18 protein-coding genes and 1 riboswitch are annotated in these 21,152 nt (G+C 35.0%); of the genes, 17 read left to right on the plus strand and 1 reads right to left on the minus strand.

The features are described 5' to 3' along the window. The 5 genes from thrA to AABD74_RS07265 all read left to right on the plus strand — a co-directional run bounded on the left by thrA (window position 1) and on the right by AABD74_RS07265 (window position 5,425). Window positions 1-2,415 carry a bifunctional aspartate kinase/homoserine dehydrogenase I gene (gene thrA, locus AABD74_RS07245; protein ID WP_232676591.1) on the plus strand — a complete coding sequence of 805 codons (2,415 nt, stop codon included), beginning with the start codon at window positions 1-3 and terminating at the stop codon, window positions 2,413-2,415. 76 nt (window positions 2,416-2,491) lie between these two features. Next, the gene (locus tag AABD74_RS07250; protein WP_232676581.1) at window positions 2,492-2,917 is read left to right on the plus strand and encodes an OsmC family protein; all 426 of its coding nucleotides are present in this window, start codon (window positions 2,492-2,494) and stop codon (window positions 2,915-2,917) included. Between the two features lie 114 nt (window positions 2,918-3,031). Then, complete coding sequence (locus tag AABD74_RS07255; protein WP_232676564.1) at window positions 3,032-4,204, plus strand: PLP-dependent aspartate aminotransferase family protein; 1,173 nt, start codon at window positions 3,032-3,034, stop codon at window positions 4,202-4,204. A 176-nt stretch (window positions 4,205-4,380) separates the two neighbouring features. Beyond that, window positions 4,381-4,881 (plus strand): RDD family protein, encoded by a 501-nt coding sequence (locus AABD74_RS07260; protein ID WP_406845099.1) that lies wholly within the window; start codon window positions 4,381-4,383, stop codon window positions 4,879-4,881. Between the two features lie 133 nt (window positions 4,882-5,014). After that, window positions 5,015-5,425, plus strand: coding sequence for an Rrf2 family transcriptional regulator (locus AABD74_RS07265; protein WP_012023576.1), 411 nt, complete (start codon window positions 5,015-5,017; stop codon window positions 5,423-5,425). A gap of 61 nt (window positions 5,426-5,486) precedes the next feature. Here the strand turns inward: AABD74_RS07265 and AABD74_RS07270 are convergent, their stop codons facing one another. Continuing rightward, window positions 5,487-6,269 carry a sulfite exporter TauE/SafE family protein gene (locus AABD74_RS07270; protein WP_232676549.1) on the minus strand — a complete coding sequence of 261 codons (783 nt, stop codon included), beginning with the start codon at window positions 6,267-6,269 and terminating at the stop codon, window positions 5,487-5,489. Window positions 6,270-6,570: 301 nt separating this feature from the next. Here AABD74_RS07270 and AABD74_RS07275 point away from each other — a divergent pair, with 301 nt between their 5' ends. The 12 genes from AABD74_RS07275 to metH all read left to right on the plus strand — a co-directional run bounded on the left by AABD74_RS07275 (window position 6,571) and on the right by metH (window position 21,087). Next, window positions 6,571-7,458: a sulfite exporter TauE/SafE family protein gene (locus AABD74_RS07275; protein WP_232676547.1), complete on the plus strand. Its 888-nt coding sequence runs from the start codon at window positions 6,571-6,573 to the stop codon at window positions 7,456-7,458. Between the two features lie 25 nt (window positions 7,459-7,483). After that, window positions 7,484-8,194, plus strand: a complete 711-nt coding sequence (locus AABD74_RS07280; RefSeq protein WP_406845100.1) for a phosphoadenylyl-sulfate reductase — start codon at window positions 7,484-7,486, stop codon at window positions 8,192-8,194. A gap of 246 nt (window positions 8,195-8,440) precedes the next feature. Further along, window positions 8,441-9,340 carry a sulfate adenylyltransferase subunit CysD gene (cysD, locus tag AABD74_RS07285; RefSeq protein WP_008466601.1) on the plus strand — a complete coding sequence of 300 codons (900 nt, stop codon included), beginning with the start codon at window positions 8,441-8,443 and terminating at the stop codon, window positions 9,338-9,340. 148 nt (window positions 9,341-9,488) lie between these two features. After that, on the plus strand, window positions 9,489-10,733 hold the full coding sequence (locus AABD74_RS07290; protein ID WP_095928065.1) for a sulfate adenylyltransferase subunit 1: 1,245 nt from the start codon (window positions 9,489-9,491) through the stop codon (window positions 10,731-10,733). A gap of 163 nt (window positions 10,734-10,896) precedes the next feature. Then, complete coding sequence (locus AABD74_RS07295; RefSeq protein ID WP_406845101.1) at window positions 10,897-12,987, plus strand: HEPN domain-containing protein; 2,091 nt, start codon at window positions 10,897-10,899, stop codon at window positions 12,985-12,987. Beyond that, a complete protein-coding gene (gene cobA, locus AABD74_RS07300; protein WP_406845102.1) occupies window positions 12,980-13,753 on the plus strand; it encodes a uroporphyrinogen-III C-methyltransferase in 774 nt (257 codons plus the stop codon). Before AABD74_RS07295 ends, cobA begins: the two co-directional genes overlap by 8 nt. A gap of 183 nt (window positions 13,754-13,936) precedes the next feature. After that, on the plus strand, window positions 13,937-14,518 hold the full coding sequence (locus tag AABD74_RS07305; RefSeq protein WP_406845103.1) for a bifunctional precorrin-2 dehydrogenase/sirohydrochlorin ferrochelatase: 582 nt from the start codon (window positions 13,937-13,939) through the stop codon (window positions 14,516-14,518). A gap of 95 nt (window positions 14,519-14,613) precedes the next feature. After that, on the plus strand, window positions 14,614-15,666 hold the full coding sequence (locus AABD74_RS07310) for an NAD(P)/FAD-dependent oxidoreductase (RefSeq protein ID WP_073412897.1): 1,053 nt from the start codon (window positions 14,614-14,616) through the stop codon (window positions 15,664-15,666). Between the two features lie 116 nt (window positions 15,667-15,782). Further along, window positions 15,783-15,971 (plus strand): hypothetical protein, encoded by a 189-nt coding sequence (locus tag AABD74_RS07315; protein WP_232676484.1) that lies wholly within the window; start codon window positions 15,783-15,785, stop codon window positions 15,969-15,971. Window positions 15,972-16,092: 121 nt separating this feature from the next. Then, a riboswitch (SAM riboswitch) is annotated at window positions 16,093-16,209 on the plus strand. A 330-nt stretch (window positions 16,210-16,539) separates the two neighbouring features. Continuing rightward, complete coding sequence (locus AABD74_RS07320; protein ID WP_406845104.1) at window positions 16,540-17,541, plus strand: homocysteine S-methyltransferase family protein; 1,002 nt, start codon at window positions 16,540-16,542, stop codon at window positions 17,539-17,541. Between the two features lie 35 nt (window positions 17,542-17,576). Continuing rightward, window positions 17,577-18,158, plus strand: coding sequence for a hypothetical protein (locus AABD74_RS07325; protein ID WP_406845105.1), 582 nt, complete (start codon window positions 17,577-17,579; stop codon window positions 18,156-18,158). Window positions 18,159-18,411: 253 nt separating this feature from the next. Beyond that, the gene (gene metH, locus AABD74_RS07330; RefSeq protein ID WP_406845106.1) at window positions 18,412-21,087 is read left to right on the plus strand and encodes a methionine synthase; all 2,676 of its coding nucleotides are present in this window, start codon (window positions 18,412-18,414) and stop codon (window positions 21,085-21,087) included. Window positions 21,088-21,152: the final 65 nt, after the last annotated feature.

Here is a 21,152-nt window from a genome sequence, read left to right on the forward strand (position 1 = left end):
ATGAAAATATTAAAATTTGGAGGTAAATCATTATCAAACGGAGAAGGACTTAACAAAGTAGTTTCAATCATTTCTGATAAAGTAAATCAAGGCGAACAAATTGCCGTAGTTGTTTCTGCCCGAGGAAATGCGACAGATGAATTAGAAGATATTTTAAGAATTGCTGCTAAAAACGGAAATTACAAACCGCTTTTAGAAAGCTTTAAAGCTTATCAGATTTCAGATTATCCTAAAGTTGATTTATCTGAAGAGTTTAATATTTTGGATAAATTATTCGAAGGAGTAAGCCTTATTGGTGATTACAGCAACAAGATCAAAGATCAGATTTTGTCTAAAGGCGAATTGCTTTCAGCTAAATTATTGACTTCGATTTTAATTGAAAAAGGAATTCCTGCCAATTTTGTGGATACAAGAGAATTATTAAAAACCGATTCTAAATTTGGTGACGCTCAGCCTTTGGAGCAACTGTCAAAGAAAAACGTTATCAACTATTTCAAATTACATAACGGTGAAACTGTAAACATTGTTACAGGTTTCATAGGTTCAAACAACAATAACGATACTACAACTTTAGGAAGAAACGGAAGTAATTATACCGCTTCGTTAATTGCTAATTATCTGGATGCCGAAGAACTTCAAAACTTTACGCACGTTGACGGAATCTACACTGCAAATCCTGATTTAGTTGCCGATGCTAAAAAAATAGAATTTTTATCGTTTAATGAAGCAAACGAATTGGCCAATTTTGGAGCAACAATTCTGCATGCCAAAACGATAATTCCATTATTGGAAAAAAACATTCCGCTTCGTATTTTAAACACATTCAATCACGAAAATCACGGAACTTTAATTACTTCAAATTCTCAAAAAGAGGGAATCAAAACACTTTCTGTTTTAGAAAATGTATCGCTTGTAAATCTTGAAGGACGCGGATTACTTGGGAAATCTGGCGTTGATGCCCGAATTTTTAAAGTAATGGGCGATCACAACATCAGCGTAAGCATCATTTCGCAAGGTTCTTCAGAACGAGGAATTGGATTGGTTGTGGCAAAAGAAAAAGCAACGCTTGCAATGGTTGAATTAGAAAAAGAGTTCGAAAACGACTTTTATTCTAAAGATGTAAACCAGATTACAGTAACAGATAATGTATCGGTAATTTCGATTATCGGGCAGGATTTAAGTACGTTCCATAAACCATACACAGCTTTAATCAAAAATAAAATAGTTCCCATTTTATTCAACAACACCGTTACAGGTAAAAACGTGAGTTTAGTTGTAAAGAAAGAAGAATTAAACAAAGCCTTAAACGTAATTCACGGAGAGATTTTTGGAGTTTCTAAAAAAATCAACATCGCTATTTTTGGTCACGGATTAGTGGGAGGAACTTTGATTAATCAAATATTAGAATCGGCGTCTTCAATTGAAAAACGTAAAGATGTTAAGCTGAATGTTTTTGCAATTGCCAATTCTAAAAAGCTTCTTTTAAATAAAAATGGCGTAACTTCAAACTGGAAAAACGATATTGAAACAAAAGGGGAACCGTATACAATCAAAGATATTATTGCTTATGCAAACGAATATCATTTAGAAAACTTAATTGCAATTGATAATACGGCAAGTGCATCATTTGTAGAAAATTATGTTCCGCTTGTAGAAAACAGTTTCGATTTGATTTCTTCAAATAAAGTAGCCAATACTTTGACATATGGTTTTTATAAAGAATTGAGAAAAGCTTTGGCAGAAAACCAAAAGAATTATTTGTACGAAACCAATGTTGGTGCAGGTTTACCTTTAATTGATACGATTAAATTACTGCATCTTTCTGGTGAAAACATCACAAAAATTAAAGGTGTTTTCTCTGGAACATTGAGTTATTTATTCAATAATTTCTCTGCAAAAGATGTTCCGTTTAGTGAAATTCTGAAAGAAGCAATTGATAACGGATATACAGAACCGGACCCGCGTGAAGATTTATGCGGAAATGATGTGGGAAGAAAATTATTGATTTTGGCAAGAGAATTAGATTTACAAAATGAGTTTGAAGAAATCTCCATTCAAAACCTAATTCCGGAACATTTAAGAGAAGGAAACGTTGCTGATTTCTTAACAAAATTAAAAGAATTCGACCCAATTTACGAGAAAATAAAAGCTGACCAAAAACCAAATCATGTATTAAGATACATTGGTGAATTGTCTGGAGATTTACAAAATGATAAAGGAAATCTAGAAGTAAAATTAGTTTCTGTTCCTTCAGATACTGCTCTTGGCGGTTTAAAAGGTTCTGATTCATTCTTCGAAATTTACACAGAATCTTACGGAGATCGTCCAATCGTTATTCAGGGAGCAGGTGCAGGCTCTGCGGTAACAGCAAGAGGAGTTTTTGGGGATATTTTGAGATTATCTGATAAAGGATAATTGATTTTAGAATTTAGATTGCAGATTTTAGAGTTTAGATTGCTGAACTCTGACAAATAAAAAAAAGAAAAATAACATGAAAGTAACTTTGAACAGAGTAAATGACGCATTTCATTTTAAAGTAAAAAATGAACGCGGACATGTAGTTGATGTTGACAGCAGAGCTGAATTTGGAGGAAGCGATTTAGGCGCCAGTCCGATGGAGCTGGTATTAATGGGCGTTGCCGGATGCAGTGCAATTGATATGATTTCGATTTTGAAAAAGCAGCGTCAGGAAATCACTTCTTTTAACGCTGAGGTTGAAGGAACGCGTGTACAGATTGAAGAAGCAAAACCTTTTAAAGAAATTGATGTGGTTTTTTATTTAGAAGGCGATATCAATCCAGAAAAAGCAAAAAAAGCGGCACAGCTTTCTTTCGAGAAATACTGTTCAGTTGCCAAAACGGTAGAGCCAACTGCAACCATCAAATATAAAGTTGTCCTGAACAACGAAGCTTTGTAAAATTAGAAAATGAGTTAATTAGAGAATTAGATAATTTCTCTAAACAGTTTGAATTTTGAGTTCAGTAATAACCTGAGACTTTAAACTTGAATCAAAAAAACAAAAAACAACACAATGAATATAGAAGAATTTGGTTTTGAAACACAAGCCATTAGAACACAATTAGAAAGATCTCAGTATCTGGAACATTCGGTGCCTTTGTACCTGTCGTCAAGCTTTGTTTTTGAAGATGCCGAGGATATGAGAGCTTCTTTTACAGAAGAAAAAGAAAGAAATATTTATAGCCGTTTCAGCAATCCAAACACAACTGAATTTGTGGAGAAGATCTGTAAAATGGAAGGAGCTGAAGCAGGTTACGCATTCGCAACCGGAATGGCAGCGGTTTATTCGACTTTTGCAGCATTATTAAATGCCGGAGATCATATCGTTTCTGCAAGCAGTGTTTTTGGTTCTACTCATGCTTTGTTTATGACTTATTTTCCAAAATGGAACATCGAAACTTCTTATTTTGAAATTAATAAGCCGGAAACGATTGAAGCTTTAATCAAACCAAATACAAAAATATTATACGCAGAATCACCAACAAATCCTGGAGTAGATGTAATTGATTTGCAATTGTTGGGAGATATCGCGAAAAAACACAACCTGATTTTAATAATCGATAACTGTTTTGCAACACCGTATTTACAGCAGCCAATTAAATTTGGAGCACATTTAGTAGTGCATTCGGCAACAAAATTAATAGACGGACAAGGACGTGTTTTAGGAGGAGTTACGGTTGGAAGCGAAGATTTAATCAGACAGATTTATTTATTTTCAAGAAATACAGGTCCGGCTTTATCGCCGTTTAATGCCTGGGTTTTATCTAAGAGTTTAGAAACTTTGGCAATTCGCGTTGAAAGACACTGCGAAAATGCATTAAAAGTCGCTGAGTTTTTAGAAAGTCATCCAAATGTAAACAGCGTAAAATATCCGTTTTTGAAATCACATCCGCAATATGAAATTGCTAAAAAACAAATGAAATTAGGCGGAAATATTATTGCATTTGAAATAAAAGGCGGAATTGAAGCCGGAAGAAAATTCCTGAATGCGATTAAACTTTGTTCTTTATCAGCCAATATTGGAGATACAAGATCAATTGTAACGCATCCGGCATCTACAACGCACAGTAAATTATCTGAAGCAGATCAGTTAGCGGTTGGAATCACACAAGGATTGGTTCGTGTTTCTGTTGGTTTAGAAACCGTAGAAGATGTAATTGCTGATTTAAAACAAGCGCTGGATTAAATAATTTTAGATTTTAGACTTCAGATTTTAGATTATATAATGACGATTTTTGACTGTAAATTTATTACTGTTAAAAATCGTCATTCTTTTTTGATGGTTATTTGAACAAAAAATATATTTTTGTTTTCATTATACGTTTAAATCTATTATAATCAATTTAATAAACCGATTAAACCATGAGTAACTCTACTTATATTCTTGATGAAAAATTATTGGCATCCAACGGAAGCCGATTCATAAACTATGTTATAGACATTGTTGCCATACTTTTTTCAATTTTTGTTTTCGGTATTGTTATGGCCCTTCTGGCTAATCTTTTTGGTCTAAACGGATTGATGTACTGGCTGGGAAATATCAGTGATTTTGAAGGACAGATTCTGTTTTTTGCTATTTCAATTTTTTATTACACTTTTACTGAAGCATTGTTTGGAAGAACGCTGGGTAAATTTATCACAGGAACTATTGTCGTAGATGAAAATGGAGAAAGACCTTCTTTCGGCACTATTTTTAAAAGAACACTATGCCGATTAATTCCGTTTGATGCACTTTCTTTTCTTGGAAACAGAGGCTGGCATGATTCTATTTCGGATACTTATGTAGCAAATAAAAAAGATCTCGATAAAGAAGTAAAACTATTCCACGAATTCAATTTAATTGGAAATAGCGAACTAAATTGATAGAATAAGTAGAATATAATTTCGTTCTGTTATTTTTCTCATTTAAAAAGCCTATTTTTGTTGCAGAATAATATGAAGCTTGTTTATTTTAGAAAAAATCTAAAATCTACAGTCTGAAATCTAAAATTTAAAGATGCTTTCAAAGAAAACAAAATACGGAATTAAAGCTTTAACCTATTTAGCCAGACGAGAGAATAACGAGCCTGTACAAATAGCTGAAATCGCGAAAAGCGAACATATTTCGATAAAATTTCTGGAAAGTATTTTGTTATTATTGAGAAACTCCGGATTTCTTGGAGCTAAAAAGGGAAAAGGCGGCGGATATTACTTGATAAAAGATCCAAAAGATATCAGTATGGCCAAAGTATACAGGATTCTTGAAGGGCCAATTGCATTGCTTCCGTGCGCAAGTCATAATTTTTATGAAAAATGCGATGACTGCGATGACGAATCTACCTGCGCTGCACGACGTTTAATGACAGAAGTTAGAGATAATACACTTAAAATATTAGAAAGTAATTCACTTGCAGATATTGCTTTTTAAATTTAAACGATGATAAATTAAATGAACTTATATAACTTATTATATGGTGAAAAAAAATCTTTTAAAAAATCAATTTATATCCTGCCAGAAAAAGCATTACGGCGATAGCATTTCTCAAAAATAAATCCGGTACTTTTCCACTTAAACTGCTTCCTATATAAATCCCGGGAAGAGATCCCAGTAATAATTGTCCCAATAACGCTAAATCTAAATTTCCCATAGAAGCGTGTCCAATTCCTGCAACTAAAGTCAAAGGAACAGCATGGGCAATTTCAGTTCCTACCAAACGAGGCGTTGGTAAAAGCGGATAAAGGAAAAATAAAGTTACAGTTCCTAACGCTCCTGCTCCAATAGAAGTTAAAGTTACGGTTGCCCCCAATAATATTCCAATTCCTATAGTCAGCATATTTTGAGTAGTACTTTCGCTATGAAATTTATCTCCTGCATGTTTTTGAGAAAAAACAAGAAGTTGCTTTTTGAATATAATAGCAACAGATGTAAACAACAATGCCCAGCCTAAACTGTACTTAATTACACGATTTATAGTTTCAATATCGGTTTTGATACTATTTAAGATCCATAAAGTTAATAAAGAGGCAGGAACGCTGCCAAGTGTTAGCCAGGCTGTAATTTTCCAGTTGATGTTACCTTTTTTATGATGTACAAAAACGCCTCCCATTTTGGTAAAAGCAGCATAAAGTAGATCAGTACCTACTGCTGTTGTTGGAGAAATACGGAAATATAATAAAATTGGCGTCATTAAAGAACCGCCTCCAACACCAGTTAACCCTACAATAAAGCCTACAGCTAATCCTGCAATTACAAGACCGATTTGAAAATCCATATAAAAAAATTTGCCGCTAAAATAATGACATTTTTATAATTATCCTATGGAAATTGTAGAGATTAAGATTTATTTAGATAACCAAACATTTTGGAGAATTTTATTGTTTAAATATGATGTTATGTGATATTATTTGTGAAATTAATTTAATTATTTGTTTCAATATGATCCAGAGGAAGTTAAAGGTTTAAAAAAACGATACTATTTGTTTTGATTTTTAGAAATAAATAGTATTTTTGCAAAGTAATCTATTAACCCGATAGGGTAATAGGTTTTGAAAACGAATTCAATCATTTTTAATATGGAGAAAGAACTGAAAATAAATACTGTAGATTCTTTTAAAGAAAAACTCTGGATTGGAATTCCTGTTGTTTTACTAGTAAGTTTATTAACTGTATTAATATATAATCATCACGCTGAGTTTTCGTGGAATGGATTTATAGATGGATTTAATGAAGAATTTTTAGTGTTTTTTGCTATTGGTGTTTTTGCCCAATTGGTTGACGGAACATTAGGAATGGGGTACGGAGCTACTTCAACTTCATTTTTATTGGCTTATGGAGTTCCGCCGGTTGTGAGCAGTACTGCGGTTCACGTATCTGAAATGTTTACAACGGGAGCGTCGGCGCTTTCACATCACCGATTTGGGAACATTAATAAAAAGCTGGTAAAACATTTATTGATACCAGGCGTTTTAGGATCAATCGTGGGAGCTTACTTATTGTCTGATGTTATTAATGGAGATATTATCAAGCCATTTATTGCGGTTTATATGATTGTTTTGGCAGTTATCATTATCAAAAAAGCACTGAAAAAAAGCATAATAAAAAAGAAAACCAAAAAATTAGGTGTCTTGGCAGTTTTTGGAGGTTTTATGGATTCTGTTGGCGGAGGAGGCTGGGGGCCAATTGTAACTTCTACATTATTAGGAAGAGGAAGAAATCCGAGATATACGATTGGGTCTGTAAACGCAGCCGAGTTTGCAATTTCATTTGCAAGTGGTATTACTTTTATGCTTTTTGGCGGGATTCACGGCTGGCAGGTAATTATTGGATTAATTTTAGGAGGAGTTATTTCAGCGCCATTAGCAGCGTATTTGGTAAATAAAATCAAAAGAAAACCAATGATGGTTGCGGTTGGAGTTTTAATTATATTATTGAGTTTAAAAACATTATCTAAATTATTATAATTCTTTAGATAGAGAGAAAGATATTATGAGTGCGATTATTGTACAAGAATTATTAGAGAAAACAAAAGATCTTTCGCTGGATGAAACCTTAGTTTATTTAGCAGAAAAATTTCCGGGAAAAGTAATTTTTTCTACTTCTTTTGGTCAGGAAGATCAGGTAATTACTGATTTCATTTCAAAAAGCAACACAGATATTACGGTGTTTACTTTAGATACAGGGAGATTGTTTCAGGAAACTTACGATGTTTTTCATAAAACATTAAAAAAATATAAAAGACCTATAGAAGTTTATTTTCCAGAAGCTGCGGCGGTCGAAAATCTTCTGAAGACAAAAGGACCAAACAGTTTTTATGATTCGGTAGAAAACAGAAAAGAGTGTTGTTTTATTCGAAAAGTAGTTCCGTTGAGAAAAGCTTTGGCAGGAAACTCAGTTTGGATTACGGGTTTGAGAGCAGAGCAATCAGAAAACAGACAAGATTTAAGTTTGTTTGAATACGACGGAAACTTCGAAATCATCAAATTCAATCCGTTACTAAAATGGACTTTAGAAGAAGTTGAAACGTATTTGTCAGAAAATAATGTTCCACAAAATGCATTGCACAAACAAGGTTTCGTAAGTATTGGCTGTGCGCCTTGTACGAGAGCAATTTTCCCAGGTGAAGATATCAGAGCCGGAAGATGGTGGTGGGAATCAAGCCATAAAGAGTGTGGTTTGCATAGCGCTAAAAAAGAGTAAAGAAGCAAGAGACAAGACTTTAGAGAATAGAATAAAGAATATAGATCAAGTTCCGAAGGAACGATTCATATTGTAGCGCCGGATTTTAATCCGGGGGAGAGATGGAAAAAAACAATAGATTTTTATCCGTTGAAGAGAGAATAAAGAGAATAGAATAAAGAGTGGAGATTTTAGATCAGGCGAAAAACATGAAACTTTAAACCTGAAACAAAATTTTTCACAAACAAAATATCAAACAAAAAAACAATGAGTTCAGTATTAAAAACAAACGCTTTAGAGAGTGAAGCGATATACATTTTCAGAGAAGTAATTTCACAGTTTGACAAACCGGTTTTACTTTTCTCAGGCGGAAAAGATTCTATTACATTAGTGCGTTTGGCGCAAAAAGCATTTTTCCCTGCTAAGATTCCCTTTCCTCTTTTGCACGTTGATACGGGACACAATTTCCCTGAAACTATTGCTTTCAGAGATAAATTAGTAGAAGAATTAGGTTTAGAGTTAATCGTTCGTAATGTTCAGGATGCTATTGATGAAGGAAAAGTAGTTGAAGAAACTGGAAAATATTCTAGTAGAAACAGCTTACAGACAACAACACTTTTGGATGCAATTGAAGAATTCAAATTTGATGCTTGTATTGGAGGTGCTCGTCGTGATGAAGAAAAAGCAAGAGCGAAAGAACGTATTTTTTCTGTTCGTGATGATTTCGGACAATGGGACGAAAAAAATCAGAGACCTGAATTGTTTGATATCTTAAATGGAAAAATTGAAAATGGACAAAATGTTCGTGTTTTCCCAATTTCAAACTGGACAGAATTAGATGTTTGGAGTTATATCGAGAAAGAAAAAATCGAGATTCCGTCAATCTATTTCTCACATAAAAGAAAAGTTTTTTTGAGAGACGGTTTAATCTGGTCGCATTCTCCTTTTGTGTACCAAGAAGAAGACGAACAAATCGAAGAAAGAATTGTTCGCTTCAGAACCGTTGGAGATATGAGCTGTACAGCAGCTGTTGAATCTTACGCAGCAACAATCGAAGAAGTAGTGGGAGAAATCAGATCATCAACTATTTCTGAAAGAGGAGCCAGAATTGATGACAAACGTTCTGAGGCTGCAATGGAAAAGAGAAAACAACAAGGTTATTTTTAAGTTGTTGGTTGATAGTTTTTAGTTGATAGCTGAAAACTTCAATAATTACAACAATAAGATAAAAAAGCAGATTAAATATTTTGATGGTTTTAGTTGATGTTTTAGAAAAACCAACAACCATAAACCAACAACCAACAACAAAAAAAGAATGGACGTTTTAAAAATAGCAACAGCAGGAAGTGTAGATGACGGAAAAAGTACTTTGATCGGAAGATTATTGTACGATACAAAATCGTTGACAACTGATAAAATAGAAGCAATCGAAAAAAGCAGTAAACAAAAAGGTTATGATTATCTTGATTTTTCTTTGGCAACTGACGGATTGGTAGCAGAAAGAGAGCAAGGAATCACAATTGATGTTGCGCATATTTATTTTTCGACTGCAAAGAAAAGTTACATTATTGCCGATACTCCGGGTCACGTAGAATATACAAGAAACATGGTTACAGGAGCTTCGACTTCTCAGGTTTCTATCATTTTGATTGATGCAAGAAAAGGCGTTATTGAGCAGACTTACCGTCACTTTTTCATCAATAATTTATTGAGAGTAAAAGAAGTAATTGTTGCGATTAACAAAATGGATTTAGTTGATTATTCTGAAGAAGTTTTCAATAAAATCAAAGCCGATTTTCAGGCATTAAATGCAAAAAGTACTTTCAAAGAGCAAAACGTAAGTTACATTCCGTTAAGCGCGATCAACGGCGGAAACGTGGTTGATAAATCAGAGAATATGCCTTGGTACGATGGACAAACTGTATTGGAACATTTAGAAGGATTACATGCTTCGGATGTTTTTGAAGCCGGAAAAGCACGTTTCCCAGTTCAGACTGTGATTCGTCCAAAAACAGAAGAATACCACGATTTTAGAGGTTACGCAGGAAAATTATACGGAAACTCAATTAAAGTTGGAGATGCCGTAACGGTTCTTCCTTCTTTAACAGAATCAAAAGTTTCAAAAATTCACTTTTTCGATAAAACATTTGACGAAGCCGTTGCAGGTTCTTCAATTACAATCGAATTAGAAAATGATATCAATGTTACGAGAGGCGATATGATTGTAAAATCAAGCGAGCTTCCAAAAATTGAAAAAGACATTACCACAACAGTTTGCTGGATGGACAGTAAAAAACTGGTTCCAGGAACTAAATATTTGGTACAGCACAATACAAACAGAGTTTTAGCAAAAGTAGAAAGCATCAAAAATACAATTGCTACAGATTACTCAGGTACGACAGAAGCTTCACAATTAGCAATCAACGAAATTGGAGAAGTAACGATCAAATTAAGCAAGCCGTTATATTTTGATTCATACAATGAAAACAAATCAAACGGAGCTTTTATCTTAATTGATACAGCAACAAACACAACAGCAGGAGTAGGATTTATTAGGTAAACCTGCTGTAAGCTTTAAGCTTTAGGCTTTAAGCTTTTTGCAAAAACGTATAAAAAGGCACGCAAGAAAGCTTAAAGCTTATTGTCTAAAGCCAAAAGCAAGAAAAACATAAAGTTTAAAAAGCTTATAGCCTAAAGCTTAAAGCCTAAAGCGAAAAAGAAAAATGGAAAGTTTTAGAACAGAAATAGAAAATCCGGTAGTTCAGAAGGAGATTATCGAATTAGAAAAAAAGATTCACTTATTCCGTGGAGGAAAAATTGATGATGAGCGTTTTCGTAGTCTTCGTTTAGCGCGTGGAATCTACGGTCAGCGTCAGGAAGGCGTTCAAATGATTCGTATCAAATTGCCTTATGGTAAAGTGACCAGCGAGCAATTAGTGCGTATCACACAAGTTTCTGATGAATATTCTACAGGGCGTTTGCATATTACAACGCGTCAGGATATCCAGATTCACTACGTGAGTTTAGACAGAACACCAGAACTTTGGGCAGATTTGGCTAAAGACGATATTACGCTTCGTGAAGCTTGTGGAAACACCGTTAGAAATATTACAGGAAGCGAATTGGCTGGAGTTGACGTAAACGAACCATTTGATGTTTCGCCTTATGCACACGGACTTTTTCAATATCTGTTAAGAAACCCAATTTGTCAGGAAATGGGACGTAAATTCAAAATTTCGTTCTCATCTTCAGACGAAGATACGGCTTTGAGTTATTTGCACGATTTAGGATTTATTCCGAAAATTAAAGACGGGCAAAAAGGTTTCAAAATCATGTTTGGAGGAGGTTTAGGATCTCAGCCAGCACATGCGGAATTGCTTTCAGAATTCGTTCCAGTTAACGAAATCATCCCAACAGCAGAAGGAATCATTCGTATTTTTGATAGATACGGAGAACGTGCTAAAAGAATGAAAGCACGTATGAAGTTCTTAATCAAAGAAATGGGGAAAGACGCTTTCCTTGATTTGGTTGAAAAAGAGAAAAAAGCCATCGCTTTTGAAACCTACGAAATTGATACAACCGCTTTTGACGGCCCAATTGCAGAACCGTTATTAGAAGTTCCACAAGTTACAATCGAAGATACAAAAGCGTATGAAGCGTGGAAAAATTCGAATGTAATCAAGCAGAAACAAGACGGTTATTATGCTATCGGGATCAAAGTTTTATTAGGAGATTTTTATACTGATAAAGCACGATTATTAGCCGCTTTAATTAAGAATTACGCAGCAAATGAATTACGTTTTTCATTGCGTCAAAATATTGTAATACGTCACGTAAAAGAAGAAAATTTACCATTCTTTTACCAAGAATTAGCCAAATTGGATTTTGTTCAGTTAGGATATAATTCGGTTGGAGATATTACGGCATGTCCGGGTACTGATACTTGCAACTTGGGGATTGCAAGTAGTACCGGTATTGCAGAAGAATTAGAAAGAGTTTTAAGTGCAGAATATCCTCAGTATTTAAACAACCGCGAAATCGAAATTAAAATTTCAGGCTGTATGAATGCATGCGGACAGCACAATATGTCTGCAATTGGATTCCAGGGAATGTCTATCAACTCAGGAAAACTAGTAGCTCCAGCTTTACAGGTTTTATTGGGTGGAGGAAGATTAGGAAACGGAGCAGGACGTTTTGCTGATAAAGTAATTAAAGTGCCTAGTCGTAGAGGTCCAGATGCGTTGCGTACCATTTTAAATGATTTTGATGCCAACGGAAGCGGACAAAAATTCCTTGATTATTATGATACAAAAGGTGAAAAATATTTCTACGAAATCTTAAAACCTTACGCAGATGTAACCAATTTAACAGAAGCTGATTTTGTAGATTGGGGTAATGCAGACAATTACGTAAAAGCAGTTGGAGTTGGAGAATGTGCTGGAGTAGTGATCGATTTAGTAGCGACATTGTTGTTTGAAGCTAAAGAGAAATTGATTTTGGCTCAGGAATCTTTCGACGAGAAAAAATGGTCAGATGCAATTTACCATGCATATGCAGGATTTGTAAACGGTGCAAAAGCATTGTTATTGGCAGAAAACCAAAAAACAAATCACCACGCTGGAATTGTAGACTTGTTTGATACTGTTTTCATTGACACAAATAAAATTGAATTAAACTCAACTTTTAAAGACTTGGTTTACCAAATCAATAAAAATGAACCATCAGAAGCTTTCGCTAAAGATTACATTGCACAAGCTACTGTTTTCTTTGATAAAATCGAAACTTTCAGAGCACAGGAATTAGCAAATGCATAATATAAAACCCAAAATAACTTTAGTCGGTGCAGGCCCGGGCGATCCCGATTTACTGACGCTAAAAGCTGTAAAAGCATTGGCTGAAGCAAATGTGGTTTTATACGACGCTTTGGCCAACGAAGAAATTCTGGATTATGCACCTAAAACTGCCATTCGGATTTTTGTTGGAAAAAGAATCGGAAATCATGCTTACACGCAGGATCAAATCAATCAGCTGATTGTAGATAATGCACTGACATACGGAAAAGTAGTTCGATTAAAAGGCGGAGATTCTTTTATTTTTGGAAGAGGCGGAGAAGAAATTGATTTTGCAGAAAGCTTCGGAATTGAAACAATCGTAGTTCCGGGAATTTCATCAGTAGTTGCAGTTCCGGCAAGTCAGGGAATTTCGATCACAAAAAGAGGAGTTTCAGAAAGCTTTTGGGCAATTACGGGAACAACATCAGATAGAAAATTATCTTCAGATGTAGCTTTGGCAGCACAATCATCAGCAACAGTTGTAATTTTGATGGGGATGCATAAATTGGCTCAAATCATCGATTTGTTTCAAAAAGAAGATAAAGGAAATTTACCCGTTGCAATCATTCAAAACGGAACAACAGCAGAAGAAAAAGTAGGCGTAGGAACCGTAGATTCGATTTTAGAAGTTGTAAAACAAAAAGAATTAGGTTCACCAGCAATTATTGTTTTAGGCGAAGTTGTCCGCGAAAGCAGCAAATTAAAAGGATTTTACGAAGAATTTCTATCAAAAGAAATCGCAAGATAAAATAAAAATCATCGAATTCTATTCGTTATAATTTTACCATTAAGGGCATGAAGTTAATAAAGCGATGCTTAATCTTCCTTAATAACTTAATGGTAAGAAGAAAATTAAGAAAAGCTCTTAATTTTTAAAAGGTAGATTTAAGAGCAAAAAGGTATAATTTTGTTTAGATGAAATTAAATTAAAATGGAACAAAACGAATTATATCCAATATTTCTAAAGCTTCACAATTTAAATGTTTTGATTGTAGGCGGAGGAAATGTAGGTCTGGAAAAGCTTTCTTTCTTGCTCAAGTCAAGTCCGAATGCAAATGTTGAGGTAGTGGCAAAAGAATTTCATTTAGAAATAAAAGTTCTGGCCGAAAAACATCCTTCGATTAAATTGACAGAATCGAAGTTTAAAAAGAAAATGCTCAAAAAGCGTCACATGGTAATTGCCTGTACAGACGATTTGAAAGTAAATAAAAAGGTTTACGATTTAGCGAGAAAACGTTATTTGATTTGCAATATAGCCGACACACCAGATTTATGCGATTATTATTTAGGTGGAATTGTAACAAAAGGGAATGTCAAAATAGCCATTTCGACTAACGGGAAATCGCCTACAACAGCTAAAAGGCTTCGGGAATTTTTTGAAGAAATAATTCCGGATGATATAAATCAAATGGTCGAAAACCTCAATGAATATCGCAAAACCTTAAAAGGTAATTTTGAAGAAAAAGTGAAGAGAATGAACGAAATCACTTCTTCGCTTAAAAATAAAGAGTAACAATATCAGAGGATGAATAATGATAAAAATCATTGTCAGGAGAATAAATTATTCGTTCCTTTGTTCTATTAAGAATGATTATAAACAACAAAATAATGATTAAAACAGATATACTTATAATTGGAGCAGGCCCAACAGGTTTATTTGCCGTTTTCGAGGCAGGATTGTTAAAATTAAAATGCCACATTTTAGATGCTTTGCCTCAGCCAGGAGGACAACTTTCAGAATTATATCCTAAGAAACCTATTTATGATATTCCAGGTTTTCCAGAAGTTTTAGCCGGAGATTTAGTTGACGGCTTAATGGAACAAATCAAACAGTTTGAGCCAGGTTTTACTTTAGGGGAACGTGCTGAAACAGTTGAAAAGCAAGAAGACGGAACCTTCATTGTAACATCAAACAAAGGAACTAAATTTCACGCGCCAGTTATTGCAATCGCTGGAGGTTTAGGAAGTTTCGAGCCTCGTAAACCACTTATCGAAGATATCGAGTTTTATGAAGATAAAGGAGTAAAATACTTCATCAAAAATCCTGAAAAATTCAGAGATAAAAGAGTTGTAATTGCAGGAGGAGGAGATTCAGCGTTAGACTGGTCAATTTTCTTAGCAAACGTAGCTTCAGAAGTAACTTTAATTCACAGAAGAAACGAATTCAGAGGAGCTTTAGATTCAGTAGAAAAAGTACAGGAATTAAAATCAGCTGGAAAAATCAAATTAATCACTCCAGCAGAAGTTATCGGAATCAATGGTGCTGAACACGTTGAATCATTAGATATCGAAGAAAACGGAGCGCACCGTAAAATCGAATGTGATTATTTTATTCCGCTTTTTGGATTAACACCAAAATTAGGTCCAATTGGAGACTGGGGATTAGAAATCGAGAAAAATGCCATTAAAGTAAACAATGCATTAGATTACCAAACTAACATTCCGGGAATCTTTGCTATTGGAGACGTTAATACATACCCAGGAAAATTAAAGTTAATTCTTTGTGGTTTCCACGAAGCAACTTTAATGTGCCAAGCTGCTTATTCAATCATCAACCCAGGTAAAAAATATGTATTGAAATATACAACAGTTTCTGGCGTAGACGGTTTCGACGGAACTCGTAAAGAAGCTCCAAAAGCAGTTGTCAAAGCGATAGTTTAATCTGAGGTGCTGAGGTTCTAAGGGACTAAGGTGCTAAGGTTTTTATATAGAAAGCTCAAACTTTTGGTTTGGGCTTTTTTAATTTGTAATTTTCAGACATATTAATTTCAATACTTATGAATTCAAAGAAAGAGAGTAATAGTTCTATTTTAAATCAGAAAGATTGGTCCGATAATTTGTCAGAAGAAGAATTAAAGGAAATAGAAATAGGAATTGAGCAAGCAGAAAATAATCAGGTTATTGATCATGAAGAGGTAATGAAAGTATTCTTAAAATATAAGATCAATAGTCAAAGGATATTCTAAACTTAGTACCTTCAAAAAAACCTTAGAACCTTAGCACCTTAGTCCCTCAGAACCTTAGAAAAAAAACATTTGCAAATCGAAAGCCTATTTCATACCTTTGCACTGTTCTTAAAATTATTGTCAGTTATCACGAAAGGCGGAGGGATAGACCCGATGAAACCTTAGCAACCCTTTATCATAAAGAAGGTGCTAAATTCTACTTTATACGACATTTTCCAGTATTAAAGATAGATAACACAAATACATACTCGTATTTCTCAAAACTTTTCTCGATAACATATAATATTTACTGAAACAGATTCTGTATCAGGAGCGAATCATTGGCGCATTTTTGCAGTCAACAGTTCCCGCTGTACACAAATATCTTTTATTCTGAACCCCAGAATAAAAGGATATTTGCTTCCATCGGGGCTAATGAGCAAGCAATAGTGCACTTTTGGAATTAATGTGAAAAAAAATATAGAAGGTTAAACCCGACAGGTTTGAAAAACCTGTCGGGTTTAAATAGAGCCTTCAAAAATTATAATTAAAAAAGCTTTGTGCCTTAGTGCCTTAGCGGCAAAAGAATATGGCAATTACGATAAAAGAAGCAATAAAAAAAAATATCCTAATCCTTGACGGAGCAATGGGAACAATGTTGCAACGCTATAATTTCTCAGAAGAAGATTTCAGAGGAGAGCGTTTCAAAGATTTTCCGCATCCGTTAAAAGGAAACAACGATTTACTATCCCTAACACAACCACAAGCGATCCGCGATGTACATGCCGCTTATTACGAAGCAGGTGCTGACATCGTAGAAACCAATACCTTCTCAGGAACGACAATCGGTATGGCTGATTATCACATGGAAGATTTGGTTTACGAGTTAAACTACGAATCGGCAAAAATCGCAAGACAAGTAGCCGATGAGTTTACCGCAAAAAATCCGGAAAAACCACGTTTCGTAGCCGGTTCAATTGGGCCGACAAACCGTACAGCAAGTATGTCACCAGACGTAAACGATCCAGGTTACAGAGCCGTAACGTTCGATGATTTACGAATTGCGTACAAACAACAAGCAGAAGCTTTAATGGACGGTGGCTGTGATTTACTTTTAGTAGAAACAATCTTTGATACACTAAACGCAAAAGCAGCACTTTTTGCAATCGAAGAAGTAAAAGAAGAACGCAATATTGATATTCCAATCATGGTGTCAGGAACAATTACAGATGCTTCAGGAAGAACGCTTTCAGGACAGACAGTCGAAGCATTTTTGATTTCCGTTTCGCATATTCCGTTATTAAGTGTAGGATTCAATTGCGCTCTTGGGGCCGATTTGTTGAAACCGTATTTAAAAACATTAGCGCATAACACAAGCTTTAATGTTTCAGCACATCCAAACGCAGGATTACCAAATGCTTTCGGACAATACGATGAAACACCAGAACAAACTCAAGCTTTCATCAAAGAATATTTAGAGGATAATTTAATCAATATCATTGGAGGTTGTTGCGGAACAACTCCAGATCATATTCGATTAATGGCTGAGGTTGCGAAAGATTATAAGCCGAGAGTTGCACCGGCTGTTTAGTGAAAAGATCATTGTGTAATTAATAATAAAAAACTATGATAAGTATTTTTATAGATGCTGTAACAGAACAAAAAATAAATATTTCTTGGGAAACGGTAATAGCAGTAATTGGTGCTTTAGCTTGGCTTCCTTGGATATTTGACAAATGTAGTTCTTCAAGAATTTATGGAAATGTTATTAGCTATGTTTTAAATGGAGGGACATTCAATAACAAAGAAGGACTTCTTTATTTTTTTAAGTTATCAATATCATGCATTAACAAAAATGTGAATATTAAATCAATTGATATTTATGTAAAATATCCTAATACATCTGAATGGAAGAGAGGTTCAATTTTTTGGGCAAGGACATCGACTTGGACTATTAACAATGATGAACCTCAAAAAAAACTTACATTACCAAATGATAATTTTTTAGGTTTTATTAATGTTTTGGAAAAAGACAAATCAAATTTTTATTATTTGACTTTTTTAGTTGAAAATACTGAATTACAGGAATTTGAAAAAATTAAATTTGAATTTGTCAATCATAAAAACAGTAAAAAATCAGTTGAAATATCGAGAGAAGAAATTGATGAAGATAGAATGTTGTTTGATGATAGTATTTGGAGTTCTTAGAGCAAACAGAATAAGAATATAGATAAAATCGGAAAACATAAAAATATCTTATGAAACCGATTTTGCGTGGAAAAGCCCACAGCCTGACGAAGGAAGAGCGAGGACTTGTAACGGATAGCCGGTTCGCCGCGGCGAAACACGCCCAAAATATTAAACATAAATACCTACAAGGTTTTAAAAACCTTGCAGGAAAGAAATAGAATAAAAAAACTCAGAATCTAAGCATCTTAGAATCTCAGTAACTTAAAAAGAAATGACAGAAAAAAGAAGAGACCTTGTATTATCAGGATTAGAACCGTTGATTATTACGCCGGAAAGTGTTTTCGTGAATGTTGGTGAGCGTACGAATGTAACGGGTTCAAGAAAATTCTTGAGATTAATCAAGGAAGAGAAATATGACGAGGCGCTTGATATTGCAAGACAACAAGTTGATGGTGGAGCACAAATCATCGATATTAATATGGATGAAGGAATGCTTGACGGCGTTACTGCAATGACTAAATTTTTGAATTTAATTGCTGCAGAACCAGACATTTCGAGAGTGCCGATTATGATCGACAGTTCGAAATGGGAAATCATCGAAGCAGGTCTAAAAGTAGTACAAGGAAAAAGCGTTGTCAACTCGATTTCGTTAAAAGAAGGAGAAGAAGCCTTTATTCATCACGCCAAATTAATCAAACGTTACGGAGCAGCTGCTATTGTAATGGCTTTTGACGAAGTAGGTCAGGCCGATAATTACGATCGTAGAGTTGAAATCTGTCAGCGTTCGTATGATATTTTGGTGAACAAAGTAGGATTCCCTCCACAGGATATTATTTTCGATTTAAATATTTTCCCAGTTGCAACGGGAATGGAAGAGCATCGCTTAAATGCTTTGGACTTCTTTAGAGGAACAAAATGGGTTCGCGAGAATCTTCCGCACGCACATATTAGCGGTGGAGTGAGTAACGTTTCGTTCTCTTTTAGAGGAAATGATACGGTTCGTGAAGCAATGCACTCGGTGTTTTTATACCACGCCATTAAAAATGGAATGACGATGGGAATCGTTAATCCGGAAATGCTTACGATTTACGATGATATTCCGAAAGACTTATTAGAACACGTTGAAGACGTAATTCTTGACAGACGCGACGATGCGACAGAACGACTTTTAGATTTTGCAGAAAATGTAAAAGGCGAAGCAAAGAGCGATGAAAAAGTAGTTCAGGAATGGCGTTTAGGAACGGTTCAAGAACGTATTACGCATTCGTTGGTAAAAGGAATTGACGCTTTTATTGAAGAAGATGTAGAAGAAGCACGTTTGGCAGCGACAAAGCCAATCGAAGTTATCGAAATCAACTTAATGGCCGGAATGAATGTTGTTGGAGATTTATTCGGAAGCGGAAAAATGTTCCTTCCTCAGGTGGTAAAATCTGCTCGTGTAATGAAAAAAGCCGTGGCTTATTTATTGCCTTTTATCGAAGCAAGCAAACAAGCTGGAGACAAACAAGGAAACGGAAAAATCCTGATGGCAACTGTAAAAGGTGACGTTCACGATATTGGTAAAAACATCGTTTCAGTGGTTTTGGCTTGTAACAATTATGAGATTGTAGATCTTGGTGTTATGGTTCCTCCAGAGAAAATCATTGCAGCGGCGATTGAACATGAAGTAGACATTATAGGATTAAGCGGACTAATCACACCTTCGCTTGACGAAATGGTGTATTTGGCCAAAGAATTAGACAAACAAAATATTAAAATCCCGATTATGATTGGCGGGGCAACAACTTCGCGCGCGCATACAGCCGTGAAAATTGCACCTCAATACAGAGAAACTGTAATTCACGTAAACGATGCTTCAAGAGCCGTTACGGTTGCAGGAAATCTGTTGGATCATAATAGAAAAATATATGCGGCAGATATTCGTGCAGAATACGATTCGTTTAGAGAAACATTTTTAAATCGTTCAAGAGACAAGAATTTCTTAACGATTGAAGATGCCCGCAAAAACAAATTGCCATTGGATTGGTCGGAATATACTCCGACTAAACCAAAAGTAATTGGTGCACAAACCATTGAGATAGAATTGGATATTTTGGTTCCGTATATTGACTGGACGCCATTTTTCCAGACTTGGGAATTGTACGGAAAGTATCCTGCGATTTTAACGGATGAGGTTGTGGGTGAACAAGCGACATCTGTTTTTAACGATGCTCAGGCAATGCTAAAAGTAATTTTGGCTGAGAAAAAACTAAAAGCAAAAGGTATTTACGGAATTTTCCCTGCGAATCAGGTAAATGACGACGATATCGAATTGCGTGATGAAAACGGAAAAGTATTAGAGAAATTCTTAACGCTTCGTCAGCAATCACAAAAAACAAAAGGCGCGCCGAATATCGCTTTAGCCGATTTTATTCTGCCAAAAGAAAGTGGAATAGAAGATTATATGGGAGCTTTCTGTGTAACCACAGGTTTTGGTGTAGATGAATGGGCAGCGGAATATGAAAAGAATTTAGACGATTATAATTCGATTATGGTTAAAGCATTAGCAGATCGTTTTGCTGAGGCTTTCGCCGAATATCTTCACGAAAGAGTTCGTAAAGATTTCTGGGGTTACGATAGCGAAGAATCTTTAACCAATGAAGAATTGATTAAGGAAAGTTATAAAGGAATCCGTCCTGCGCCAGGTTATCCAGCTTGTCCAGATCACTTAGAGAAACCTACAATCTGGAAACTTTTGGATGTTGAAAAACAAATAGGAGTGAAGCTAACAGAAAGTATGGCGATGTGGCCGGCTTCATCGGTTTCGGGATATTATTTCGGAAATCCAAAAAGCCGCTATTTCGGACTCGGAAAAATAAAAGAAGATCAGGTTACAGATTATGCCAAACGCCGAAATGTACCGCTGGATTACGCAATGAAATGGTTAAACCCTAATATAGCAGACTAGAATAGTTGATGGTTGATGGTTTTTGGTTGATAGATTACTATAGAAGAACCAACAACTGTCAACCA

The organism is Flavobacterium soyae (assembly GCF_045348165.1).
Taxonomy (GTDB): domain Bacteria; phylum Bacteroidota; class Bacteroidia; order Flavobacteriales; family Flavobacteriaceae; genus Flavobacterium; species Flavobacterium soyae.

What these genes read in the sequence shown, in the direction of transcription:
- thrA (WP_232676591.1), top strand. Translation starts at nt 1, where the DNA reads ATGAAAATATTAAAATTTGGAGGTAAATCATTATCAAACGGAGAAGGA.
- AABD74_RS07250 (WP_232676581.1), top strand. Translation starts at nt 2,492, where the DNA reads ATGAAAGTAACTTTGAACAGAGTAAATGACGCATTTCATTTTAAAGTA.
- AABD74_RS07255 (WP_232676564.1), top strand. Translation starts at nt 3,032, where the DNA reads ATGAATATAGAAGAATTTGGTTTTGAAACACAAGCCATTAGAACACAA.
- AABD74_RS07260 (WP_406845099.1), top strand. Translation starts at nt 4,381, where the DNA reads ATGAGTAACTCTACTTATATTCTTGATGAAAAATTATTGGCATCCAAC.
- AABD74_RS07265 (WP_012023576.1), top strand. Translation starts at nt 5,015, where the DNA reads ATGCTTTCAAAGAAAACAAAATACGGAATTAAAGCTTTAACCTATTTA.
- AABD74_RS07270 (WP_232676549.1), bottom strand. Translation starts at nt 6,269, where the DNA reads ATGGATTTTCAAATCGGTCTTGTAATTGCAGGATTAGCTGTAGGCTTT.
- AABD74_RS07275 (WP_232676547.1), top strand. Translation starts at nt 6,571, where the DNA reads ATGGAGAAAGAACTGAAAATAAATACTGTAGATTCTTTTAAAGAAAAA.
- AABD74_RS07280 (WP_406845100.1), top strand. Translation starts at nt 7,484, where the DNA reads ATGAGTGCGATTATTGTACAAGAATTATTAGAGAAAACAAAAGATCTT.
- cysD (WP_008466601.1), top strand. Translation starts at nt 8,441, where the DNA reads ATGAGTTCAGTATTAAAAACAAACGCTTTAGAGAGTGAAGCGATATAC.
- AABD74_RS07290 (WP_095928065.1), top strand. Translation starts at nt 9,489, where the DNA reads ATGGACGTTTTAAAAATAGCAACAGCAGGAAGTGTAGATGACGGAAAA.
- AABD74_RS07295 (WP_406845101.1), top strand. Translation starts at nt 10,897, where the DNA reads ATGGAAAGTTTTAGAACAGAAATAGAAAATCCGGTAGTTCAGAAGGAG.
- cobA (WP_406845102.1), top strand. Translation starts at nt 12,980, where the DNA reads ATGCATAATATAAAACCCAAAATAACTTTAGTCGGTGCAGGCCCGGGC.
- AABD74_RS07305 (WP_406845103.1), top strand. Translation starts at nt 13,937, where the DNA reads ATGGAACAAAACGAATTATATCCAATATTTCTAAAGCTTCACAATTTA.
- AABD74_RS07310 (WP_073412897.1), top strand. Translation starts at nt 14,614, where the DNA reads ATGATTAAAACAGATATACTTATAATTGGAGCAGGCCCAACAGGTTTA.
- AABD74_RS07315 (WP_232676484.1), top strand. Translation starts at nt 15,783, where the DNA reads ATGAATTCAAAGAAAGAGAGTAATAGTTCTATTTTAAATCAGAAAGAT.
- AABD74_RS07320 (WP_406845104.1), top strand. Translation starts at nt 16,540, where the DNA reads ATGGCAATTACGATAAAAGAAGCAATAAAAAAAAATATCCTAATCCTT.
- AABD74_RS07325 (WP_406845105.1), top strand. Translation starts at nt 17,577, where the DNA reads ATGATAAGTATTTTTATAGATGCTGTAACAGAACAAAAAATAAATATT.
- metH (WP_406845106.1), top strand. Translation starts at nt 18,412, where the DNA reads ATGACAGAAAAAAGAAGAGACCTTGTATTATCAGGATTAGAACCGTTG.